This window comes from Novosphingobium sp. PASSN1, assembly GCF_002278815.1.
The window spans coordinates 180658-197531 of record NZ_NKIS01000008.1 but is presented as its reverse complement, the minus strand read 5'-3'; the positions used below and the strand labels follow the sequence as shown (position 1 = coordinate 197531).

The window sequence follows — 16874 nt, the reverse complement described above, 5'->3', positions numbered from 1 at the left end:
GCGGGGGTGTCACGAGTGCTTTAGCGCGAGATCGCCATGTCGCCCGAGGTGAAGCCCGGGTCGCTCGGCAGATCGGTGTGGCGCGCATATTCGATGCGGGCGACGGCGCGGGCGTGGACTTCGTCCGGACCGTCCGCGAGGCGCAGCGTGCGCTGGTGGGCGTAGGCTTCGGCGAGGCCGTAGTCTTCCGAAACGCCGCCGCCGCCGTGGGCCTGGATCGCATCATCGATGATGCGCAGCGCCATGTTGGGGGCCTGCACCTTGATCATCGCGATTTCGAGCGCAGCGGCCTTGTTGCCGACCTTGTCCATCATGTCTGCGGCTTTGAGGCAGAGCAGGCGGGTCATCTCGATATCGATGCGGGCACGCGCGATGCGCTCTTCCCACACGGACTGTTCGGAAATCCGCTTGCCGAAGGCGACGCGCGACTGGAGGCGGCGGGCCATCTTCGAGAGCGCTTCTTCCGCAACGCCGATGGTCCGCATGCAGTGGTGGATACGGCCCGGCCCGAGGCGACCCTGTGCGATTTCGAACCCGCGCCCTTCGCCGAGCACGACGTTGCTGGCGGGGACGCGGACGTTTTCGAGCAGCACTTCCATGTGGCCGTGCGGCGCATCATCGTAACCGAAGACGGGCAGGTGGCGCAGGATGTTGACGCCCGGCGCGTCCATCGGGACGAGCACCTGCGACTGCTGGGCATGGCGCTTGGCCGAAGTATCGGTCTTGCCCATCACGATGGCGATCTTGCAGCGCGGATCGCCGAGGCCCGAGGACCACCACTTGCGGCCATTGATGACGTAATCATCGCCATCGCGCACCATTGAGGTTTCGATGTTGGTCGCGTCGGACGAAGCGACGAGCGGCTCGGTCATCAGGAAGGCGGAGCGGATTTCACCGTTCATCAGCGGGCGCAGCCAGCGTTCCTTCTGCTCGGCGGTGCCATAGCGGTGGAACACTTCCATGTTGCCGGTATCGGGCGCGGAGCAATTGAACACTTCGCTGGCCCACGAGATGCGGCCCATTTCCTCGGCGCACATGGCATATTCGAGGTTGGTGAGGCCGGGGCCTTCGAACTCGAACGTCTCGTCAACATGGTGGTGGCCGCCGTTGCGCGGGGGCATGAACAAGTTCCAGATGCCCGCAGCCTTGGCGCGGGCCTTTTCCTCTTCGACCACCTGCAGCACCTTCCAGCGACCGCCGCTGGCCTGCTCGGCCTTGTAGTCCTTGTGGCGCGGACGGACGTTGGTCTCGATGAAATCGCGGACGCGGTTGCGCCAGTAGACCTGCCGTTCGTTGGGTTCGAAATCCATGCTTGCTCTCCTGCGGTGCGGTGTGCGGCACCGTTTTTGTCTCTTGATTTAATCTGTCGGTTAAACCTTGCGCCAGATCAAGCGCAGAAAGTTCAGGATGCCTTTGCTTCTGCCGCTGCCTTCATCTGGCGCAGCGCTTCGAACAGGTCGGGCACTTCGGGATCCCACGAATGGCGCGGGCCGATGGTGAGGCCGCCATCGACGATGATCGAGGTGCCGTTCACGAAGCTGGCGGCTTCGCTGCACAGATACAGCACCGCCTCGCCAATATCGTTCGGCTGGCCGCCGCGCGCGACGGGCTGGGCGGCCTGGCTCATCATCGCGATGGCACCCTTGGCCTGCGCTTCGAGTTCGGCGGGCACATCGAGCGAAGTGGTGAAGATGTTGGTGTTGATGAAGCCGGGCTGGACGGCGTTCACGCGGATCTGGTGGCGCGCAAGATCGGCGGCGCTGGTCTTGGTGAGGTGGAGCACGCCAGCCTTGGCGACGGCATAGGCATTGGGCGAATAGCCGGGGCCGACGGCGGCGACGGAGGATGTGTTGACGATGGCCGCGCCCTTGCGGCCGATCATGTGCGGCACGGCATAGCGGATGCCGAAGGCGACCGAGCGCAGCAGCAGGTGCATCGTGCGGTCCCAGCCATCGGGCTCGATCTCGTCGATCTTGGCCATGTCGCCGCCCGCACCCGCGTTGTTGAACACGGCGTCGATCCCGCCGGTTTCGGCGGCGGCGCGGTCCATCAGGGCCTTGATGTCCTCGGTGTTGCACACGTCGCAGCGCACGGTGTGGACCTCGCCGTTGGATTCGGCGGCGGTCTGCGCGAGGCCCGCTTCATCGATATCGGCGGCATAGACTTTCGCACCCTCTGCCGCGAACAGCAGCGCGGTGGCGCGGCCGATGCCGGATGCCGCGCCGGTGACGACGACGGTCTTGTTGTGGAATCGCATGGGAACCTCTCCATCTGTTCTGATTTTGGCGCGAGCTTAGGCCCAAGCGGCTCTTCGTCAATGCCGATCGGCTTTACGCTACGGCATCCGGGGCCCGCGCGAGTGGCGGAAAACCTTGGCAAAATCGGCGCTTGCCAGCGCGCTGCGAGTCGCCTTAACCTCTCGATTAAGAGAGGAGCAAAAGCCATGTCAGAGCTTGAGGCATTCCGCGCGGAAATCCGCAGCTGGATCGAGGCGAACTGCCCGGAAGAGATGCGCCGCCCTGTGCAGGACGAAGGCGACATGTGCTGGGGCGGGCGCAATTTCGTGTTCAAGAACGCGGCGCAGAAGCAGTGGATGGAGGTCTGCGCGGCCAAGGGCTATACCGTGCCGGACTGGCCGGTGGCCTATGGCGGCGCAGGGATGAACCCGGCTGAGGCCAAGATTTGGCGCGAGGAAATGGCGCGCGCCGGTGCGCGGCCGCCGCTTTCGAGCTTCGGCATCTGGATGCTCGGGCCTGCGCTGCTCAAGTTCGGCACCGAAGAGCAGAAAGTCCATTATCTCGGGCAGGTGGCGCGCGGCGAAATCCGCTGGTGCCAGGGCTATTCCGAGCCGGGCTCGGGCTCGGACCTCGTGAGCTTGCAGACCTACGGCGAGGATATGGGCGATCACTGGGTGGTCAATGGCCAGAAAATCTGGACCAGCTACGCCGACAAGGCCGACTGGATTTTCTGCCTTGTGCGCACCGACAAGGCGAACACCTATCAGGGCATCTCGTTCCTGCTGTTCGACATGACGACGCCGGGCGTGACGACGAAGCCGATCAAGCTGATCAGCGGATCATCGCCGTTTTGCGAGACGTTCTTCGACAATGTGAAAGTGCCCAAGAGCCAGATCGTGGGCCAGCTCAACCGGGGCTGGGACGTGGCGAAGTATCTGCTGGGCCATGAGCGCGAGATGATTTCGGGCGCTGGCGGCGGCGAGCAGACGAGCACGATCGGCAAAGTGCTGACGCGCAATGGTCTGGATGATCCGATGCTGCGCGCGGAGCTTGCCCAGTTCGATATCGACGCGCTGGCCTTCGCGGCCTGCGGGGAGAAATTCCTTGATGAGATCAAGGTGGGCAAGGCGCATCCCGCCAAGCCGAACATGATGAAATATGCGGGCACCGAGCTCAACAAGCGGCGGCACGAGCTGCTGATGGCGGCGGGCGGCAGCACGGCGCTGGAGTGGGAGAGCGAGGAGACGCGCGGCGGTGCGCCTTCGCGTTCGTGGCTGCGGACCAAGGCCAATTCGATCGAGGGCGGCACGAGCGAAGTCATGCTCAACGTCGTCGCCAAGCGCATTCTCGAACTGCCGGGGGCCTGATCCGATGCCGCTGTATCATACCGAAGATCAGGCCATGCTGGCCGATAGCGTCACCGGCTTCATGGCCGATGAAGGCGGGATCAAGAAGCAGCTGCGCCATTGGCGCGACACCGGCTGCAAGGACGGCTTTGGCCACGGCCTGTGGAAGCAGTTTGCCGAGATGGGCCTGACGGGGATGCTCGTCGCCGAGGCCGATGGCGGCCTTGCCATGGGGCATGTCGAGGCGGGGATCGTGCTGGCCGAGATCGGGCGCAACCTCACGCCTTCGCCGTTCCTGACGACGTCTGTGATGGGCGTGACGGCGCTTTCGGAAGCCTCGGACGATCTGCGCGGACGCTGGTTGCCGGGGATCATCGCGGGCGAAACGGTGCTGGCCGTCGCCATCGATGAAGGCGCCAAGCACAAGCCGGAGAAGATCGCGTGCCGCGCCGAGAAGGCGGGCAATGGCTTCCGCCTGACCGGCGCGAAGGACTTCGTGATCCACGGCACCTCGGCCGATGCGCTGATCGTCGCGGCGCGCACGTCGGGCAGCGACAGCGATGCGGATGGCGTGACGCTGTTTGCGGTGCCCAGGGATGCGGCCGGGATCGGGCACAATGCGGTGCGGCTGGTTGATAGTTCCATCGCCAGCCATGTGCGGTTTGACGGGGTGGAGCTGGATGGCTCCTCGGTCATCGGCGAAGTCGATGGCGGGCGCACGCTGCTGAACAAGGTGCTGAGCGCAGGGCGCATCGGCGCGGCGGCGGAGCAGACCGGCGTGGGCGGCGGGGCGTTCGCGATGACGACCGCTTACCTCAAGACTCGCAAGCAGTTCGGCAAGCTGATCGGCGAGTTTCAGGCGCTGCAGCACCGCGCGGCGCATCTCTATTCGGAGTTGGAGATTGCCGAAGCGGTGGTGATCAAGGCGCAGCAGCTGCTCGATGGCGGTTCGGAGCGGGCGGAGCTGATGGTTTCGGTCGCTAAGGCCAAGGCGGCGCGCGCGTGCAATCTGGCGGTGCGCGAAGGCGTGCAGATGCACGGCGGCGTGGGCATGACCGACGAATACGACATCGGGCTCTACATGAAGCGCGAGCGCGCGCTGACCGAGTTCATGGGCGATGCGAATTATCATGCCGAGCGCGTTGCGCAGCTCAGCGGCTATTGAGGAACAGACAGATGGATTTTGCCAAGCTTTTCAGCCTTGAAGGCCGCGTTGCGGTGGTAACCGGCGGTTCGCGCGGGATTGGCCGGATGATTGCCGAAGGCTTCATCGCGGCGGGCTGCGCGCGGGTCTACATCACGGCGCGCAAGGCCGCGGTGGTGGCGGAAACCGCCGCCGAACTGGGGCCGAAGTGCATCGCGCTGCCGGGCGATATCTCGACCGTGGCGGGGATCGAGGCACTGGCCGAGGATCTGGCGCAGCGCGAGAGCCACATCGACATTCTCGTCAACAATGCCGGTGTGGCATGGGGCGCGGACTTCGAGGATTTCCCGGAAATGGGCTGGGACAAGGTGATGAACCTCAACGTCAAGACGCCCTTCTTCCTGACGCAGAAGCTGCACGGCCTGCTCAAGGCTGGTGCCAAGGACCATCCCGCCAAGGTCATCAACATCGCCTCGGTCGACGGCCTGCGCGTCAACCCGTGGGAGACCTACAGCTATCAGGCGTCCAAATCGGCGCTGGTGCACCTGACGCGGCGCATGGCGGCGCGGCTGGTGAAGGACAACATCATCGTCAACGCGATCTGCCCGGGCGCGTTTGCCTCAGAAATGAACAAGGCGGCGGCGAACAATCCCGAAGCCTCGGCGCGGGGCATCCCCTTGAAGCGCATCGGCAATCTGGAGGACATGGCGGGCGGCGCGATCTTCCTCGCCAGCCGCGCGGGCGACTATGTGATCGGCACGCCGCTGCCGATCGATGGCGGGATCGTGAACGCCTATATCCCCGAAAACCATATCAACCCGCTGGGGGAGTAAAGCCATGAGCCGCGCGGTCCGCCAACTTGCCGATGGGTTCCACTTCGGCGAGGGGCCGCGCTGGCATGAGGGGCGGCTGTGGTTCAGCGATTTTTACAGCAAGACCATCCGTTCGGTGGACCTTGCGGGGGATCACCGGATCGAGCTGGAACTGGATGACCAGCCTTCGGGGCTGGGCTGGATGCCGGACGGCTCACTGCTGTTCGTCTCGATGCGCAAACGGCAGGTGTGGCGGCGCTGGCCGGATGGGCGGCTGGCGATGCACGCCGATCTTGCCGCGCTGACTGCGCATCTGTGCAACGACATGGTGGTGGACGGCGAGGGCCGTGCCTATGTCGGCAACTTCGGTTTCGATCTGGATCATGAACTGCGCGGCCGGGGCGTGCCCTCGGTGCTGGCGGATCATCCCAAGGCCAATCTGGTGCTGGTGCAGCCGGACGGTTCGGTTTCGGTCGCCGCGCCCGACCTAAGCTTTCCCAATGGCACGGTGATCACGCCCGATGGCAAGACCTTGATCGTGGGCGAGACGCTTGGCGCGCGGCTGACGGCGTTCGATATCGGCGCGGGCGGGGCGCTTTCCGGGCGGCGGGTGTGGGCCGATACGTCCCCACGCATTCCCGATGGCATTGCGCTCGATGCCGATGGCGCGATCTGGATTGCCAACCCGGTAGCGCCGGAATGCGCGCGGATCGGCGAGGGCGGGGCGGTGCTGGAGGTCGTCTCGACCGGCGAGATGCCCTGCTATGCGTGCATGCTGGGCGGGCCGGAGGGGCGGCACTTGTTCATGCTCTGCGCGCCAAGCAGCGATGCCGAAGTGGCGAGGAGCGCGGCCAAGGGCGTGGTGCTGGTGGCCGAGGTGGACGCGGCGCGGGCGGGGTGGCCTTAAGGCTGCATCAGTTCCCGCACGAAGCCGATCAGGCCCGTCTGTCGGGCGCGCTTCATGCGTTCGGCGTCGAGGATTTCGCGCACTTTGGCGAAGCACTGGTCGATGTCGTCGTTGACGATGACGTAGTCATAGCCGTCCCAGTGGCTGATTTCGGCGCGGGCGCGTTCCATGCGGGCGGCGATGACTTCGGCGCTGTCGGTGCCGCGCCCGGTCAGGCGGCGGCGCAGTTCATCGATGCTGGGGGGCAGCAGGAACACGCGGACCACATCGCGTTCGAGCTTCTGGTAGAGCTGCTGCGTGCCCTGCCAATCGATGTCGAACAGGAAGTCCTGTCCATCGCGCAGGCCCGCCTTCACTTGCGCCTTGGGCGTGCCGTAGCTGTTGCCGAAGACGTGCGCCCATTCGAGGAATTCCTCGGCCTCGACCATGCGATCAAACTCCGCCTGCGTGACGAAGTGGTAGTCCTTCCCGTCAACCTCGCCGGGGCGCATGGGCCGGGTGGTCGCGCTAACCGAAAGGCGGATCGCGGGATCGGCTTCGAGCAACATGCGCGAGATGGTCGTCTTGCCCGCGCCCGAGGGCGAGGACATGATGAACATCAGGCCGCGGCGGTGGAGCGTATCGGGCGATGGGCTGCTGGACTGGACCATGCGCGCTGTTGGCGCATGGCGGGCCGGATGGTCAACCCTTACGGCTTTTCCGGCGATCATGAAGCGTCTTGGCGAGCAGCGCGCCGCCGACCACGATCGCGCCGGGGACCGAGCGCGTGGCGATGCGGGTGGCGGCGGCGGTGAGCAGGCGCGTCGTCAGGCTGCGCTTGGCTTTTGGCGCTTTGGCGGCGGCATCGGCGGCCTTGGCACCAGCCGCTTTCGCCGCAGATTTCAGCACTTCGGGCGCGGCCCCCAGGATGCCGCGATCCACGCTGCGCTTGAGCAGGCTGGAGCCTGCGCGCAGGGCAATGCCGGCGAGGATCGTGCGGGTTACCGGGCCGATGGGATCGGGGGCGGCAGGATCAGTGGCGGCGGGATCGGGCGATTCGGCAGCAGCTTCAGCCTCATCCGGCTTGCTGGCAGGCCGCTTCATTTCTTGCGGCCGAAATCCACGGTGACGACGTTGGAGCCATCTTCGGCGGTGACTTCGGGCAGGCCATCGGCGTCAGGCGAATCGTTTTCCGCATCGAAATCCGGTTCGTTCTCGATTTCGCCCGAAGTCTGGAACTGGAGGCCGAAATCGACTGCCGGATCAACGAACGCGGTGATCGCGCTGAACGGCACAACCAGCGTGGAGGGGATCTGATTGAACGACAGGCCGACGCTGAAGCCTTCGGGAGTGACCTTCAGATCCCAGAACTTGTTCTGGAGGACGATGGTCATCTCGTCAGGAAAGCGTTCCTTCAGGCGCGGCGGGATGGCCACGCCGGGCGCGCCGGTCTTGAAGGTGATGTAGAAATGGTGCGCGCCGGGGAGCGTGCCGCCGGTGGTTTCGACCTGACCGAGCACGCGGCCGACCACGGCGCGCAGCGCTTCCTGCACGATGTCGTCATAGGGGATCAGGCTGTCTGGCGCTTCACTCATCGTCCCTAGGGTGGCTTGGCTGCGCGCGCGGGTCAAGGGGGCGCGGTGTGCAGGCGATTGATTTTGCCCGGAAGCGCCGTATAGGCGAGCGCCATGCGCACCGGATCAATCGCCCGCACCACGCACGAGACCGATATTCAGGTTTCGGTCAATCTCGATGGCACGGGTGCCTTCGATGTCAGCACCGGGATCGGCTTTCTCGATCACATGATCGAGCAGTTCAGCCGCCATTCGCTGATCGACGTGACCTGCCGCGTGAAGGGCGACCTCCATGTCGACCAGCACCACACGACCGAGGACAGCGCGATTGCGCTGGGGCAGGCGATTGCGCAGGCGCTGGGCGACAAGAAGGGTATCACGCGTTACGGCACCGCTTATTCGCCGATGGACGAGGCGCTCGCGCGGGTTTCGCTCGATATTTCGGGCCGCCCCGTGCTGATCTGGAAGGCGAGCTTCACGCAGCCGCGCCTTGGCGAGATGGATACCGAGCTGTTCGAACACTGGTTCCAGTCGATTTCGCAGGCTGCCGGGATCACGCTGCATATCGAATGCCTCTATGGCAGCAACAATCACCACATCATCGAAGGTATCTACAAGGGCTTTGCCCGCGCGATGCGCTCTGCGGTGGAGATTGACCTGCGCAAGGGCGATGCCGTGCCGAGCACCAAGGGCATCCTCGGTGGCTGAAGTCCTGGCATTGGTGGACTATGGCGCGGGCAATCTGCGCTCGGTCGCCAATGCGCTGAAAGCGGCGGGCGCAGAAGGCGTGGCGGTGACGGCGGACCCCGATGTTGTGCGCGCGGCAGACCGGATCGTGCTGCCGGGCGTGGGCGCGTTCAAGGCCTGCATCGAGGCGCTGCGCGGCGTGCCGGGGCTGGTCGAGGCGATGGCCGAGCGCGTGCTGGTGGGCGGCGCGCCGTTTCTCGGCATTTGCGTGGGGATGCAGCTGCTGGCCGACCGGGGCATCGAGTTTGGCGTGACCGAGGGGCTGGGCTGGATCGGCGGCGAAGTACGCCCCATCGAGCGCACCGATTCCGCGATCAAGGTGCCGCATATGGGCTGGAACGATGTCGCCCCGATGCACCACAGCCCTTTGATCGTGCCGGGCGAGGCCTATTTCCTCCATTCCTACCACTTCGTGCCCGAAAGCGGCGCAAGCGCGGCGGCGATGACCGACCACGGCGGCGGGCTGGTTGCGGCGGTGGCGCGGGACAATGTGCTGGGCGTGCAGTTTCACCCGGAAAAGAGCCAGGACTACGGTCTGGCGCTGCTGGGGCGTTTTCTGGAGTGGCGCCCTTGATGGAGCATTCGGCATGATCGTTTTTCCGGCAATTGACCTCAAGGGCGGCCAGGTCGTGCGGCTGGCCGAGGGCGATATGGCGCGCGCCACGGTCTATGGCGATGATCCGGCGGCGCAGGCGATGCTCTTTGCCGAGGCGGGTTCGCAGTACCTCCATGTCGTCGATCTCGACGGCGCGTTCGCGGGCGAGGCGGTGAACCGCGAGGCGGTTGAGGGCATCCTCAAGGTGTTTCCGGGCCACGTGCAACTGGGCGGGGGCATCCGCAATCCCATCGCCGTCGATGGCTGGTTCGATCTGGGCGTGAGTCGGGTGGTGATCGGCACGGCGGCCTTGAAAGACCCGCAGTTCGTGAAGGATATGGCCAAGGCCTATCCGGGCGGGATCGTGGTGGCGGTCGATGCGCGCGACGGGATGGTTGCGACCGAGGGCTGGGCCGAGGTTTCCGACGTTTCGATCACCGACATGGCGCGGCGGTTCGAGGATGCGGGGGTGGCCTCGATCCTGTTTACCGATGTGGGGCGCGATGGCCTGCTCAAGGGCTGCAATATCGAGGCGACGCTTGATCTGGCGCGTGCAACGCGGCTGCCGGTGATCGCCAGCGGCGGGGTGAAGGGCATCGATGATATCCGGATGCTCAAGATTCACGAGGCTGACGGGATCGAGGGCGTGATTACCGGCCGGGCGCTGTTCGAGGGTCGACTCGATCTGGCGGCTGCGATTGCGATGGCGGAGGCGTAAGTGCAGCCTGACATCCCGAAGCCATCGTTCCTGAGCAGTCCAACGGCATTGCATTTGATGGGGCTATCGATCTTTGCCTATGCTTGGCAAACACGCGGTTTGGGAGTGGGACTGCTCTTTGCGGCGATTTTTTATGTCGGTGTCCCGGTACTAAATATGCTCGCGTTGGCGGGCTCCAAAAGTCTCCGACTTGGAACCTATCTCAGGCTGGCGCTGTACATTGGACTTATGCTTTTGATCGCCTCGTGGTCATCGGAAATCTGCGATTCCAGCGGTAACTGCAGGAGCGCATTTTGACCGTCCGCGTTCGCGTCATTCCCTGCCTTGATGTGCGCGATGGGCGCGTGGTGAAGGGCGTGAACTTCGTCGATCTGCGCGATGCGGGCGATCCGGTCGAGCAGGCGCGGGCCTATGACAAGGCGGGCGCGGACGAGCTGTGTTTCCTCGATATTTCCGCCACGCATGAGGGGCGCGGGACGCTGCTCGATGTCGTGGCGCGCACCGCCGAGGTGTGTTTCATGCCGCTGACGGTGGGCGGCGGGGTGCGGATGCCCGAGGATGCGCGCGCGCTGTTGCTCGCGGGCGCAGACAAGGTGGCGGTCAATTCCGCAGCCGTCGCGCGGCCCGAACTGGTGCGCGACATTGCCGAGCGCTTCGGCGCGCAGTGCGTGGTGGGTTCTGTCGATGCGCGGCGCGTTGCGCCGGGCAAGTGGGAGATATTCACCCACGGCGGGCGGCGGCCCACAGGGATCGATGCGCTGGCCCATGCCGAAAACCTCGCCAAGCTGGGTGCGGGCGAATTGCTCGTCACCTCGATGGATGGCGACGGAACCAAGGCTGGCTATGATCTGGAACTGACGCGGGCGATTGCCGACGCGGTGCCGGTGCCGGTGATCGCCAGCGGGGGGGTCGGCAATCTTGACCATCTCGTGGCGGGGGTGACCGAAGGCCATGCCAGCGCGGTGCTCGCGGCTTCGATCTTCCATTTCGGCACACACTCGATTGCCGAGGCCCATGCTGCCCTGCGTGCGGCGGGAATTTCGGCACGAGGCTAGGCGGCCGGCTGTCGGGTTTCTTGACAAATGGTGTATTTGCGCTGCGGCTGTTAACTAGCGAAACCTGCTTATATCCTTGATTTTCGGGCTGCTGGCACAGGGATTGCATTAACTTTTTGGTTAGATGCGTTTCCTTAGGAACTGCTGCGTGCCACGAATGATTTCCGCTCTAGTCCTGTTCGTGATGACTGCCGCTCCTGCGCTTGCGCAGGCGAGCGGGGGCACGGCCATTCCCGAGCCGACCGATGGTGCGCTGTTTGCCATCGGGCTTGCCGGGCTGATCATCGGCCGCAGGGTCGCCCGCCGCAAGGACGACTGAGAGCCCCGCTCTCTTGACCTTCCCGGGGCAGCGCGCCATGCCCGCCGGGATGGCAAACCTGACAGACTCCACTGCAATCCTCAGCCGGCTTGAAGCCACAATTGCCGCGCGCCGCGCAGGCGATCCTGATGCCAGTTATGTGGCGCGGCTCCATGCCAAGGGGCGCGGCAAGATGGCGCAGAAGGTGGGCGAGGAAGCCACCGAAGTGGTGATCGCTGCGCTGACTGGCGCGCCCGAGGCGCTGGTGGGCGAGGCGGCGGACCTCCTGTTCCACCTGCTGGTGCTGATGGGCGATTGCGGCGTTTCGCTGGCAGACGTCACAGCGGAACTGGAGCGGCGCGAGGGTCGTTCGGGGATTGCCGAAAAAGCCAGCAGGAGTTCGTGACGATGGCCGTGGACGCTACCCAGCCTTATGACGATCAGAACGTGTTCGCGAAGATCCTGCGCGGGGAAATCCCCTGCCGCCGGGTGCACGAAGACGAATGGACCCTCGCCTTCCACGATATCAATCCGCAGGCACCCACGCATGTGCTGGTGATCCCCAAGGGCGCGTATGTGAGCTGGGATGATTTTTCGGCCAAGGCGTCCGACGCTGAAATCGCCGGGTTTGTGCGCGCGGTGGGGCAGGTGGCGCACGCGGCGGGTCTGGTCGAGCCCGGATACCGGCTGCTGGCCAACACCGGGCCGAACAGCCACCAGGAAGTGCCGCATCTGCACGTGCACATCCTTGCGGGCCGCCCGTTGGGGCCGATGCTGGCAGCACTGTAGCCGGTACCGCTGTAGCCGGTACTGCCAGGCGCGCGCGGGTTCCACCGCAATGGGTTAACAAATTGCCGCGTTTGATCTTGCCTCGCGAGTCGCGGCAAGGCTAGGACAGCGCGGCATATGCCTGTTCCGCCCCCTCCTTCCGGCTGCTTCGACGGCGCGCGCCATTTTTATGCGGTACGCGTTTACTTCGAGGACACCGATCTTTCCGGGGTGGTCTATCACGCAAACTACTTACGCTGGTTCGAGCGCGGCCGTTCGGACATGCTGCGGCTGCTGGGGATCGACCAGCGCAGCGCGCAGGAAGCGGGCGAGGGTGCGTTTGCAGTGACCGACCTTGCGCTGAAGTATCTGCGGCCCGCACGGCTGGATGACGATGTGCTGATCGAAAGCACCGTTGCAGATGTATCGCGCGTCACCTGCAGCCTGGTGCAAAAGGCGCTGCGCGGCGGGGAACTTCTGGCCGAAGCGCAAGTGCGCGTGGCGTTCGTTTCGCCGCAGGGCCGCGCGCGGCGGCTGCCCGCGCAGTTCCATTCCGCATTCACGGCGCTCGTTGCGCCTCCCCCTGAAGGGCTCCACCATCCATGATGCTTTCCGTTCTTGCCGCTGCTGCCGCACCCGTCACGGCCGGTGTCACTGCAGGCATGCCGACCCGGCTCAACCCGGTGGCGCTGTTCCTCCACGCCGATATCGTGGTGCAGGTGGTGATGGGCGCGCTGGTGCTCGCCTCGGTGTGGGTGTGGACCATCGTAGTAGCGTTTTCGCTGCGCATGGGCAGCGCCGAGCGCAAGTGCGACCGCTATGAAACGGCATTCTGGGAAGCGCGCGATGTCGATGCGTTTCACAAGGAAAACGGTGGCAAGGATGTGCCGAGCGCGAAGATCGTGACGGCGGCGCTCGGCGAATGGCGGCGCTCCACTTCGGGCAAGACGATCGACCGCGAGGGCACGCGCCAGCGGCTCAATTCCGCGATGGAAAGCGTGGTGACGGCAGAGACCGACCGGCTGGCGGGGCGGCTCAATTTCCTCGCCACGGTGGGTTCGGTCGCGCCATTCGTGGGCCTGTTCGGCACGGTGTGGGGCATCATGGACAGCTTCTTCAACATCGGCGCGCAGCAGAATTCCTCGCTCGCGGTGGTGGCGCCGGGCATTTCGGAGGCGCTGTTTGCCACCGCCATCGGCCTGTTTGCGGCGATCCCGGCAGTGATTGCCTACAACCGCTTTTCGCACCGGGTGAACCGGTTTGAGACACGGCTGTTCCGCTTTGCCGACCGGTTTCACGCAACGTTGAGCCGCGAGCTGGAGCAGTAACGCCGTGGCAATGAACATGGCAGGCGGCGGCGGCGGAGGTCGGCGCGGACGGCGCGGGCGGCGCAGCGGCGCGATGAGCGAGATCAACGTCACCCCGCTGGTCGACGTGATGCTGGTGCTGCTGATCATCTTCATGGTGACCGCGCCGATGCTGACCGCAGGCGTGCCGATCGATCTGCCCGACAGCCGCGCCGAGGCGCTCAAGACCGAGCAGAAGGCGATTACCGTCAGCATGGACGGCGAGGGGCGCATCTTCCTCGATGATCAGGAACTTGCGCAGGGTGAGCTGACCGACCGGCTCAGCGGGCTGGCGGCGGAAGGGCCGGGCGGGAAAGCGCCGCTGGTCACGCTGCGCGCGGATCGCAGCCTCGATTATGGGCGCGTGGTGGCGGTGATGGGCGCGCTCAATGCCGCCGGGTTCAAGTCGATCTCGCTGGTCACCAATGGTTCAGTGACGGCTCCCTAAGCACATGGCGATGAGCGCCTCTTCGTCCTCTCAGGGCCTCACGCGGGAAGAAGCGCTGGCGCTCGTCGTCGCGCTGGCCGCGCATGTGGGGCTGATCGCGGCGCTGACGCTTTCGCCGCCGGGCAAATCCATCACCGCCCCGCCCGAGCGGATGACGGTGACCTTTGCCGACGAGATTGCCGACCAATCGACCTCGCCGCAGCCTGATGCCGAGACCGCGCCCGATGTGGCGCCGGTGCTGGGCGAGGCTGCGCCCGAGCCGGTGCCGCCGCAGCCCGTTCCGCAAGTGGCCCAGCCCCAGCCACGACCCGCGCCGCCGCCACCGCCGCCCCCACAAGCGCGGCCTGCGCCGCAGCCCAGACCGGTTCCCGTGCCGCAGCCGCGCGTGGCCCCAGCGCCGCCCAAGCCGGCGGCGAAGCCTGCCCCGCCAAAGCCTGCCGCCGCAGCCGCTGCGCCTGCGGATCAGCGCCTTCGCCGCCGCCCCGATGCGCCAAGCGGGGCGAGCCGGATCGGCACGGATTTCCTCAGCGGCATTGCCGGATCGAGCAAGCCGGGCACGGCGACCAATCCGCCTGCGGCGGCGTTCGGCCCCGAAGTGGCGGCCTCGCTCGTCAGCGGGATCGCGCGCCAGATCAAGCCGCACTGGACCGCGCCGCAGGGGGTGGACGCCGACAAGCTGGTGACGGTGCTGGCGTGGAGCCTGAACCCTGACGGGAGCCTTGCCGGGCGGCCGCAAGTGGTGCAGCAACTCGGCATTACCGATACGAACCGCACGCAGGCGCAGCGCCATGCCGAGCAGGCGATCCGCGCCGTGCAGCTGGCGGCACCGTTCAATCTGCCCGCGCCCTATTATGCCAAGTGGAAACGCGTCGCGAGTTTCCGGTTTGACAGGAAGTTGTCGCAATGAAGCTTTTCTCTGCCGCCCTCATTTCCGCCCTTGCGCTGGCCGCTCCGCTTTCGGCCCAGCAGACCGCGCCGAAAGCAGCACCCGCGCCCGCTGCTGCGCCGCCTGCCGATGAAGGCCTCAGCGGATCCGTCACCGACGAGAGCGAGTGGCAGGACCTGGGGATCGCCATCCCGACCTTCCCGACCAACGAGATGCTACCCACGGCGGCGGACGGCGGGAACACCGAGGCGCTGGGCCGCAATCTGGCGCGGGTGATCTATGGCGATCTCAAGAACAACGGCCTGTTCAAGCCAGTGGGGCCTGATGCGCTGCCGGCCATTCCTTATGGCGAAGTGGCCGCGCCCGCGTTTGCGAACTGGCGGGGGCGTTCGGCGGAAATGCTCGTGCAGGGCTTTGTGAAGTCTGCGCCGGACGGGCGGCTGACGGTGGGCTGCTATCTTTATGACGTGGCGCTGGGCAGCGAGCTGGCGCGGCAGGGCTATGTGGTTAAGCCCGAGGAATGGCGGCGCGCGGCGCACAAGTGCGCGGACATGGTCTATGCCCGGCTTTCGGGTGAGAGCCCGTTCTTCGACAGCAAGATCGCCTATATCGCCGAGACGGGGCCGAAGGGGAACCGGCGCAAGCAGCTGGCGATCATGGATTCCGATGGCGCGAACCACCGCTTCATCACCAACGGGCAGGCCACCGCGCTGACTCCGCGCTATTCGCCGGACTATTCGAAGATCGCCTACCTCAGCTACCTCAATGGCAACCCGCGCATCTATGTCTATGATATCGGCACCGGGCGGCAGACGCTGGTGACCGAAGGCAAGGGGCCGACGTTTGCGCCGCGCTGGTCGCCCGATGGCAAATCGATCCTCTATTCGATGGCGCTTGCGGGCAACACCGACATCTACCGCGTGCCCGCCACGGGCGGGGCTTCGGTGAAGCTGACCGATTCGCCGGGGATCGATGTGGGCGGAAGCTATTCGCCCGATGGCAGCAAGATCGTGTTCGAAAGCGACCGTTCGGGCAGCCAGCAAGTCTATGTGATGAACGCCGACGGGACGAACCAGAAGCGCGTGAGCTTCTTCGGCGGGCGCGCGGCGACGCCGGAATGGAGCCCGCGCGGCGATCAGATTGCCTTCACCCATATCGCGGGCAACTTGCGCATCGCGGTGATGAACCCGGGCGGCGGCGAGATGCGATACCTCACCGACAGCTGGCAGGACGAAGCGCCGACCTGGTCGCCCAATGGCCGCATCGTGCAGTTTTTCCGCACCGCCAAGAGCACCGGGCGCACCGGGATATGGCAGGTGGACCTGACCGGGCGGAACGAGCGCAAGCTCAATACGCCGGTGGATGGTTCCGATCCGGCGTGGGGCCCGGTGCTGCCTTAACCTGATTCCGAAACAGATTGCTGATTCGCCTTGTGCGATGCAGTCTGGCGCTGATTGTTCAAAGGAGACCGCTTCGTGAACCGCAAGATCCTGACTGCCCTGCTGCTCACCTCCGGCCTCGCGCTGGCGGGCTGCGCGACCAAGCCCAAGGAACTGCCGCCGCAGCCGACCGGCGCGACGACGACGACCACGACCACACCGCCCGTTAGCCAGCCGATGGGGCCGGTGCCGGGCAGCCAGGCCGATTACATGGCCTCGGTGCTGGGTGATACGATCCTGTTCGATACCGACCGCTACAACATCGACAGCGAGGACCAGGGCATCCTGCAAAGCCAGGCGCAGTGGCTCGGGCGCTATCCGGGCAAGCGCGTGACGATCGAAGGCCATGCCGACGAGCGCGGCACGCGTGACTACAACCTTGCACTGGGCGAACGCCGCGCCAATGCGGCGAAGAACTACCTCGTCAGCCTGGGCATCGATGCCTCGCGCATCACCACGGTGAGCTATGGCAAGGAGCGCCCGATCGCGCTGGGTTCGGACGAAGCAAGCTGGGCGAAGAACCGGCGTGCAGTGACGATCACAGTGCAGTAAGGGCACGGGTTCTCAAGGGGCCG

General features: G+C 65.6%; 23 protein-coding genes. 18 read left to right on the top strand and 5 right to left on the bottom strand.

The features are described 5' to 3' along the window. Positions 1-20: 20 nt before the first annotated feature. Both CFE35_RS14805 and CFE35_RS14800 read right to left on the bottom strand, forming a co-directional pair. A complete protein-coding gene (locus tag CFE35_RS14805; RefSeq protein WP_292931598.1) occupies positions 21-1310 on the bottom strand; it encodes an acyl-CoA dehydrogenase family protein in 1290 nt (429 codons plus the stop codon). A gap of 92 nt (positions 1311-1402) precedes the next feature. Beyond that, positions 1403-2257 (bottom strand): SDR family oxidoreductase, encoded by an 855-nt coding sequence (locus tag CFE35_RS14800; protein ID WP_292931596.1) that lies wholly within the window; start codon positions 2255-2257, stop codon positions 1403-1405. 186 nt (positions 2258-2443) lie between these two features. On the opposite strand from CFE35_RS14800, the gene CFE35_RS14795 reads away from it, so the two are divergent. Genes CFE35_RS14795 through CFE35_RS14780 form a run of 4 tightly spaced genes read left to right on the top strand, consistent with a single transcriptional unit; the run spans position 2444 to position 6446 of the window. Further along, the gene (locus CFE35_RS14795) at positions 2444-3604 is read left to right on the top strand and encodes an acyl-CoA dehydrogenase family protein (protein WP_292931595.1); all 1161 of its coding nucleotides are present in this window, start codon (positions 2444-2446) and stop codon (positions 3602-3604) included. Positions 3605-3608: 4 nt separating this feature from the next. Further along, positions 3609-4748: an acyl-CoA dehydrogenase family protein gene (locus CFE35_RS14790; RefSeq protein WP_292931593.1), complete on the top strand. Its 1140-nt coding sequence runs from the start codon at positions 3609-3611 to the stop codon at positions 4746-4748. A gap of 11 nt (positions 4749-4759) precedes the next feature. Next, positions 4760-5560 carry an SDR family oxidoreductase gene (locus CFE35_RS14785; protein WP_292931591.1) on the top strand — a complete coding sequence of 267 codons (801 nt, stop codon included), beginning with the start codon at positions 4760-4762 and terminating at the stop codon, positions 5558-5560. A gap of 4 nt (positions 5561-5564) precedes the next feature. Next, positions 5565-6446, top strand: coding sequence for an SMP-30/gluconolactonase/LRE family protein (locus CFE35_RS14780; protein WP_292931589.1), 882 nt, complete (start codon positions 5565-5567; stop codon positions 6444-6446). Here the strand turns inward: CFE35_RS14780 and gmk are convergent. The 3 genes from gmk to CFE35_RS14765 are packed head-to-tail and all read right to left on the bottom strand — an operon-like array spanning position 6443 to position 8020. After that, the gene (gmk, locus tag CFE35_RS14775; RefSeq protein WP_292931588.1) at positions 6443-7096 is read right to left on the bottom strand and encodes a guanylate kinase; all 654 of its coding nucleotides are present in this window, start codon (positions 7094-7096) and stop codon (positions 6443-6445) included. The genes CFE35_RS14780 and gmk overlap by 4 nt on opposite strands. A gap of 31 nt (positions 7097-7127) precedes the next feature. Further along, on the bottom strand, positions 7128-7529 hold the full coding sequence (locus CFE35_RS14770; protein ID WP_292931587.1) for a hypothetical protein: 402 nt from the start codon (positions 7527-7529) through the stop codon (positions 7128-7130). After that, on the bottom strand, positions 7526-8020 hold the full coding sequence (locus tag CFE35_RS14765; protein ID WP_292931586.1) for a ClpXP protease specificity-enhancing factor SspB: 495 nt from the start codon (positions 8018-8020) through the stop codon (positions 7526-7528). The genes CFE35_RS14770 and CFE35_RS14765 overlap by 4 nt, the downstream gene beginning before the upstream one ends. Positions 8021-8113: 93 nt before the next feature. On the opposite strand from CFE35_RS14765, the gene hisB reads away from it, so the two are divergent. From hisB to pal, 14 genes are all read left to right on the top strand, one after another. Continuing rightward, positions 8114-8707, top strand: coding sequence for an imidazoleglycerol-phosphate dehydratase HisB (hisB, locus tag CFE35_RS14760; RefSeq protein ID WP_292931585.1), 594 nt, complete (start codon positions 8114-8116; stop codon positions 8705-8707). Beyond that, complete coding sequence (hisH, locus tag CFE35_RS14755; protein ID WP_292931583.1) at positions 8700-9320, top strand: imidazole glycerol phosphate synthase subunit HisH; 621 nt, start codon at positions 8700-8702, stop codon at positions 9318-9320. Before hisB ends, hisH begins: the two co-directional genes overlap by 8 nt. A 13-nt stretch (positions 9321-9333) precedes the next feature. Beyond that, on the top strand, positions 9334-10059 hold the full coding sequence (gene hisA, locus CFE35_RS14750; RefSeq protein ID WP_292931581.1) for a 1-(5-phosphoribosyl)-5-[(5-phosphoribosylamino)methylideneamino]imidazole-4-carboxamide isomerase: 726 nt from the start codon (positions 9334-9336) through the stop codon (positions 10057-10059). Then, a complete protein-coding gene (locus tag CFE35_RS14745; protein ID WP_292931579.1) occupies positions 10060-10356 on the top strand; it encodes a hypothetical protein in 297 nt (98 codons plus the stop codon). Further along, entirely contained in the window at positions 10353-11114 is a 762-nt protein-coding gene (gene hisF / locus CFE35_RS14740; protein WP_292931578.1) for an imidazole glycerol phosphate synthase subunit HisF, read from the top strand. Before CFE35_RS14745 ends, hisF begins: the two co-directional genes overlap by 4 nt. 184 nt (positions 11115-11298) lie before the next feature. Next, entirely contained in the window at positions 11299-11433 is a 135-nt protein-coding gene (locus CFE35_RS14735; protein ID WP_292931577.1) for a PEP-CTERM sorting domain-containing protein, read from the top strand. 49 nt (positions 11434-11482) lie between these two features. Then, positions 11483-11818 (top strand): phosphoribosyl-ATP diphosphatase, encoded by a 336-nt coding sequence (locus tag CFE35_RS14730; RefSeq protein ID WP_292931575.1) that lies wholly within the window; start codon positions 11483-11485, stop codon positions 11816-11818. A 2-nt stretch (positions 11819-11820) separates the two neighbouring features. Continuing rightward, the gene (locus CFE35_RS14725; RefSeq protein WP_292931573.1) at positions 11821-12201 is read left to right on the top strand and encodes a histidine triad nucleotide-binding protein; all 381 of its coding nucleotides are present in this window, start codon (positions 11821-11823) and stop codon (positions 12199-12201) included. A gap of 117 nt (positions 12202-12318) precedes the next feature. Further along, positions 12319-12786, top strand: a complete 468-nt coding sequence (locus CFE35_RS14720) for a YbgC/FadM family acyl-CoA thioesterase (protein WP_292931571.1) — start codon at positions 12319-12321, stop codon at positions 12784-12786. Beyond that, positions 12783-13508, top strand: coding sequence for a protein TolQ (tolQ, locus tag CFE35_RS14715; protein WP_292931569.1), 726 nt, complete (start codon positions 12783-12785; stop codon positions 13506-13508). The genes CFE35_RS14720 and tolQ overlap by 4 nt, the downstream gene beginning before the upstream one ends. Before the next feature lie 4 nt (positions 13509-13512). Beyond that, positions 13513-13974, top strand: a complete 462-nt coding sequence (gene tolR / locus CFE35_RS14710) for a protein TolR (RefSeq protein ID WP_292931568.1) — start codon at positions 13513-13515, stop codon at positions 13972-13974. Between the two features lie 10 nt (positions 13975-13984). After that, complete coding sequence (locus CFE35_RS14705) at positions 13985-14881, top strand: hypothetical protein (RefSeq protein ID WP_292931567.1); 897 nt, start codon at positions 13985-13987, stop codon at positions 14879-14881. Further along, the gene (tolB, locus tag CFE35_RS14700) at positions 14878-16260 is read left to right on the top strand and encodes a Tol-Pal system beta propeller repeat protein TolB (protein ID WP_292931566.1); all 1383 of its coding nucleotides are present in this window, start codon (positions 14878-14880) and stop codon (positions 16258-16260) included. The genes CFE35_RS14705 and tolB overlap by 4 nt, the downstream gene beginning before the upstream one ends. Positions 16261-16335: 75 nt before the next feature. Beyond that, positions 16336-16851: a peptidoglycan-associated lipoprotein Pal gene (pal, locus tag CFE35_RS14695; protein ID WP_292931564.1), complete on the top strand. Its 516-nt coding sequence runs from the start codon at positions 16336-16338 to the stop codon at positions 16849-16851. Positions 16852-16874 lie beyond the last annotated feature (23 nt).

What these genes read in the sequence shown, in the direction of transcription:
- CFE35_RS14805 (WP_292931598.1), bottom strand. Translation starts at nt 1,310, where the DNA reads ATGGATTTCGAACCCAACGAACGGCAGGTCTACTGGCGCAACCGCGTC.
- CFE35_RS14800 (WP_292931596.1), bottom strand. Translation starts at nt 2,257, where the DNA reads ATGCGATTCCACAACAAGACCGTCGTCGTCACCGGCGCGGCATCCGGC.
- CFE35_RS14795 (WP_292931595.1), top strand. Translation starts at nt 2,444, where the DNA reads ATGTCAGAGCTTGAGGCATTCCGCGCGGAAATCCGCAGCTGGATCGAG.
- CFE35_RS14790 (WP_292931593.1), top strand. Translation starts at nt 3,609, where the DNA reads ATGCCGCTGTATCATACCGAAGATCAGGCCATGCTGGCCGATAGCGTC.
- CFE35_RS14785 (WP_292931591.1), top strand. Translation starts at nt 4,760, where the DNA reads ATGGATTTTGCCAAGCTTTTCAGCCTTGAAGGCCGCGTTGCGGTGGTA.
- CFE35_RS14780 (WP_292931589.1), top strand. Translation starts at nt 5,565, where the DNA reads ATGAGCCGCGCGGTCCGCCAACTTGCCGATGGGTTCCACTTCGGCGAG.
- gmk (WP_292931588.1), bottom strand. Translation starts at nt 7,096, where the DNA reads ATGGTCCAGTCCAGCAGCCCATCGCCCGATACGCTCCACCGCCGCGGC.
- CFE35_RS14770 (WP_292931587.1), bottom strand. Translation starts at nt 7,529, where the DNA reads ATGAAGCGGCCTGCCAGCAAGCCGGATGAGGCTGAAGCTGCTGCCGAA.
- CFE35_RS14765 (WP_292931586.1), bottom strand. Translation starts at nt 8,020, where the DNA reads ATGAGTGAAGCGCCAGACAGCCTGATCCCCTATGACGACATCGTGCAG.
- hisB (WP_292931585.1), top strand. Translation starts at nt 8,114, where the DNA reads ATGCGCACCGGATCAATCGCCCGCACCACGCACGAGACCGATATTCAG.
- hisA (WP_292931581.1), top strand. Translation starts at nt 9,334, where the DNA reads ATGATCGTTTTTCCGGCAATTGACCTCAAGGGCGGCCAGGTCGTGCGG.
- CFE35_RS14735 (WP_292931577.1), top strand. Translation starts at nt 11,299, where the DNA reads ATGACTGCCGCTCCTGCGCTTGCGCAGGCGAGCGGGGGCACGGCCATT.
- CFE35_RS14730 (WP_292931575.1), top strand. Translation starts at nt 11,483, where the DNA reads ATGGCAAACCTGACAGACTCCACTGCAATCCTCAGCCGGCTTGAAGCC.
- CFE35_RS14725 (WP_292931573.1), top strand. Translation starts at nt 11,821, where the DNA reads ATGGCCGTGGACGCTACCCAGCCTTATGACGATCAGAACGTGTTCGCG.
- CFE35_RS14720 (WP_292931571.1), top strand. Translation starts at nt 12,319, where the DNA reads ATGCCTGTTCCGCCCCCTCCTTCCGGCTGCTTCGACGGCGCGCGCCAT.
- tolQ (WP_292931569.1), top strand. Translation starts at nt 12,783, where the DNA reads ATGATGCTTTCCGTTCTTGCCGCTGCTGCCGCACCCGTCACGGCCGGT.
- CFE35_RS14705 (WP_292931567.1), top strand. Translation starts at nt 13,985, where the DNA reads ATGAGCGCCTCTTCGTCCTCTCAGGGCCTCACGCGGGAAGAAGCGCTG.
- tolB (WP_292931566.1), top strand. Translation starts at nt 14,878, where the DNA reads ATGAAGCTTTTCTCTGCCGCCCTCATTTCCGCCCTTGCGCTGGCCGCT.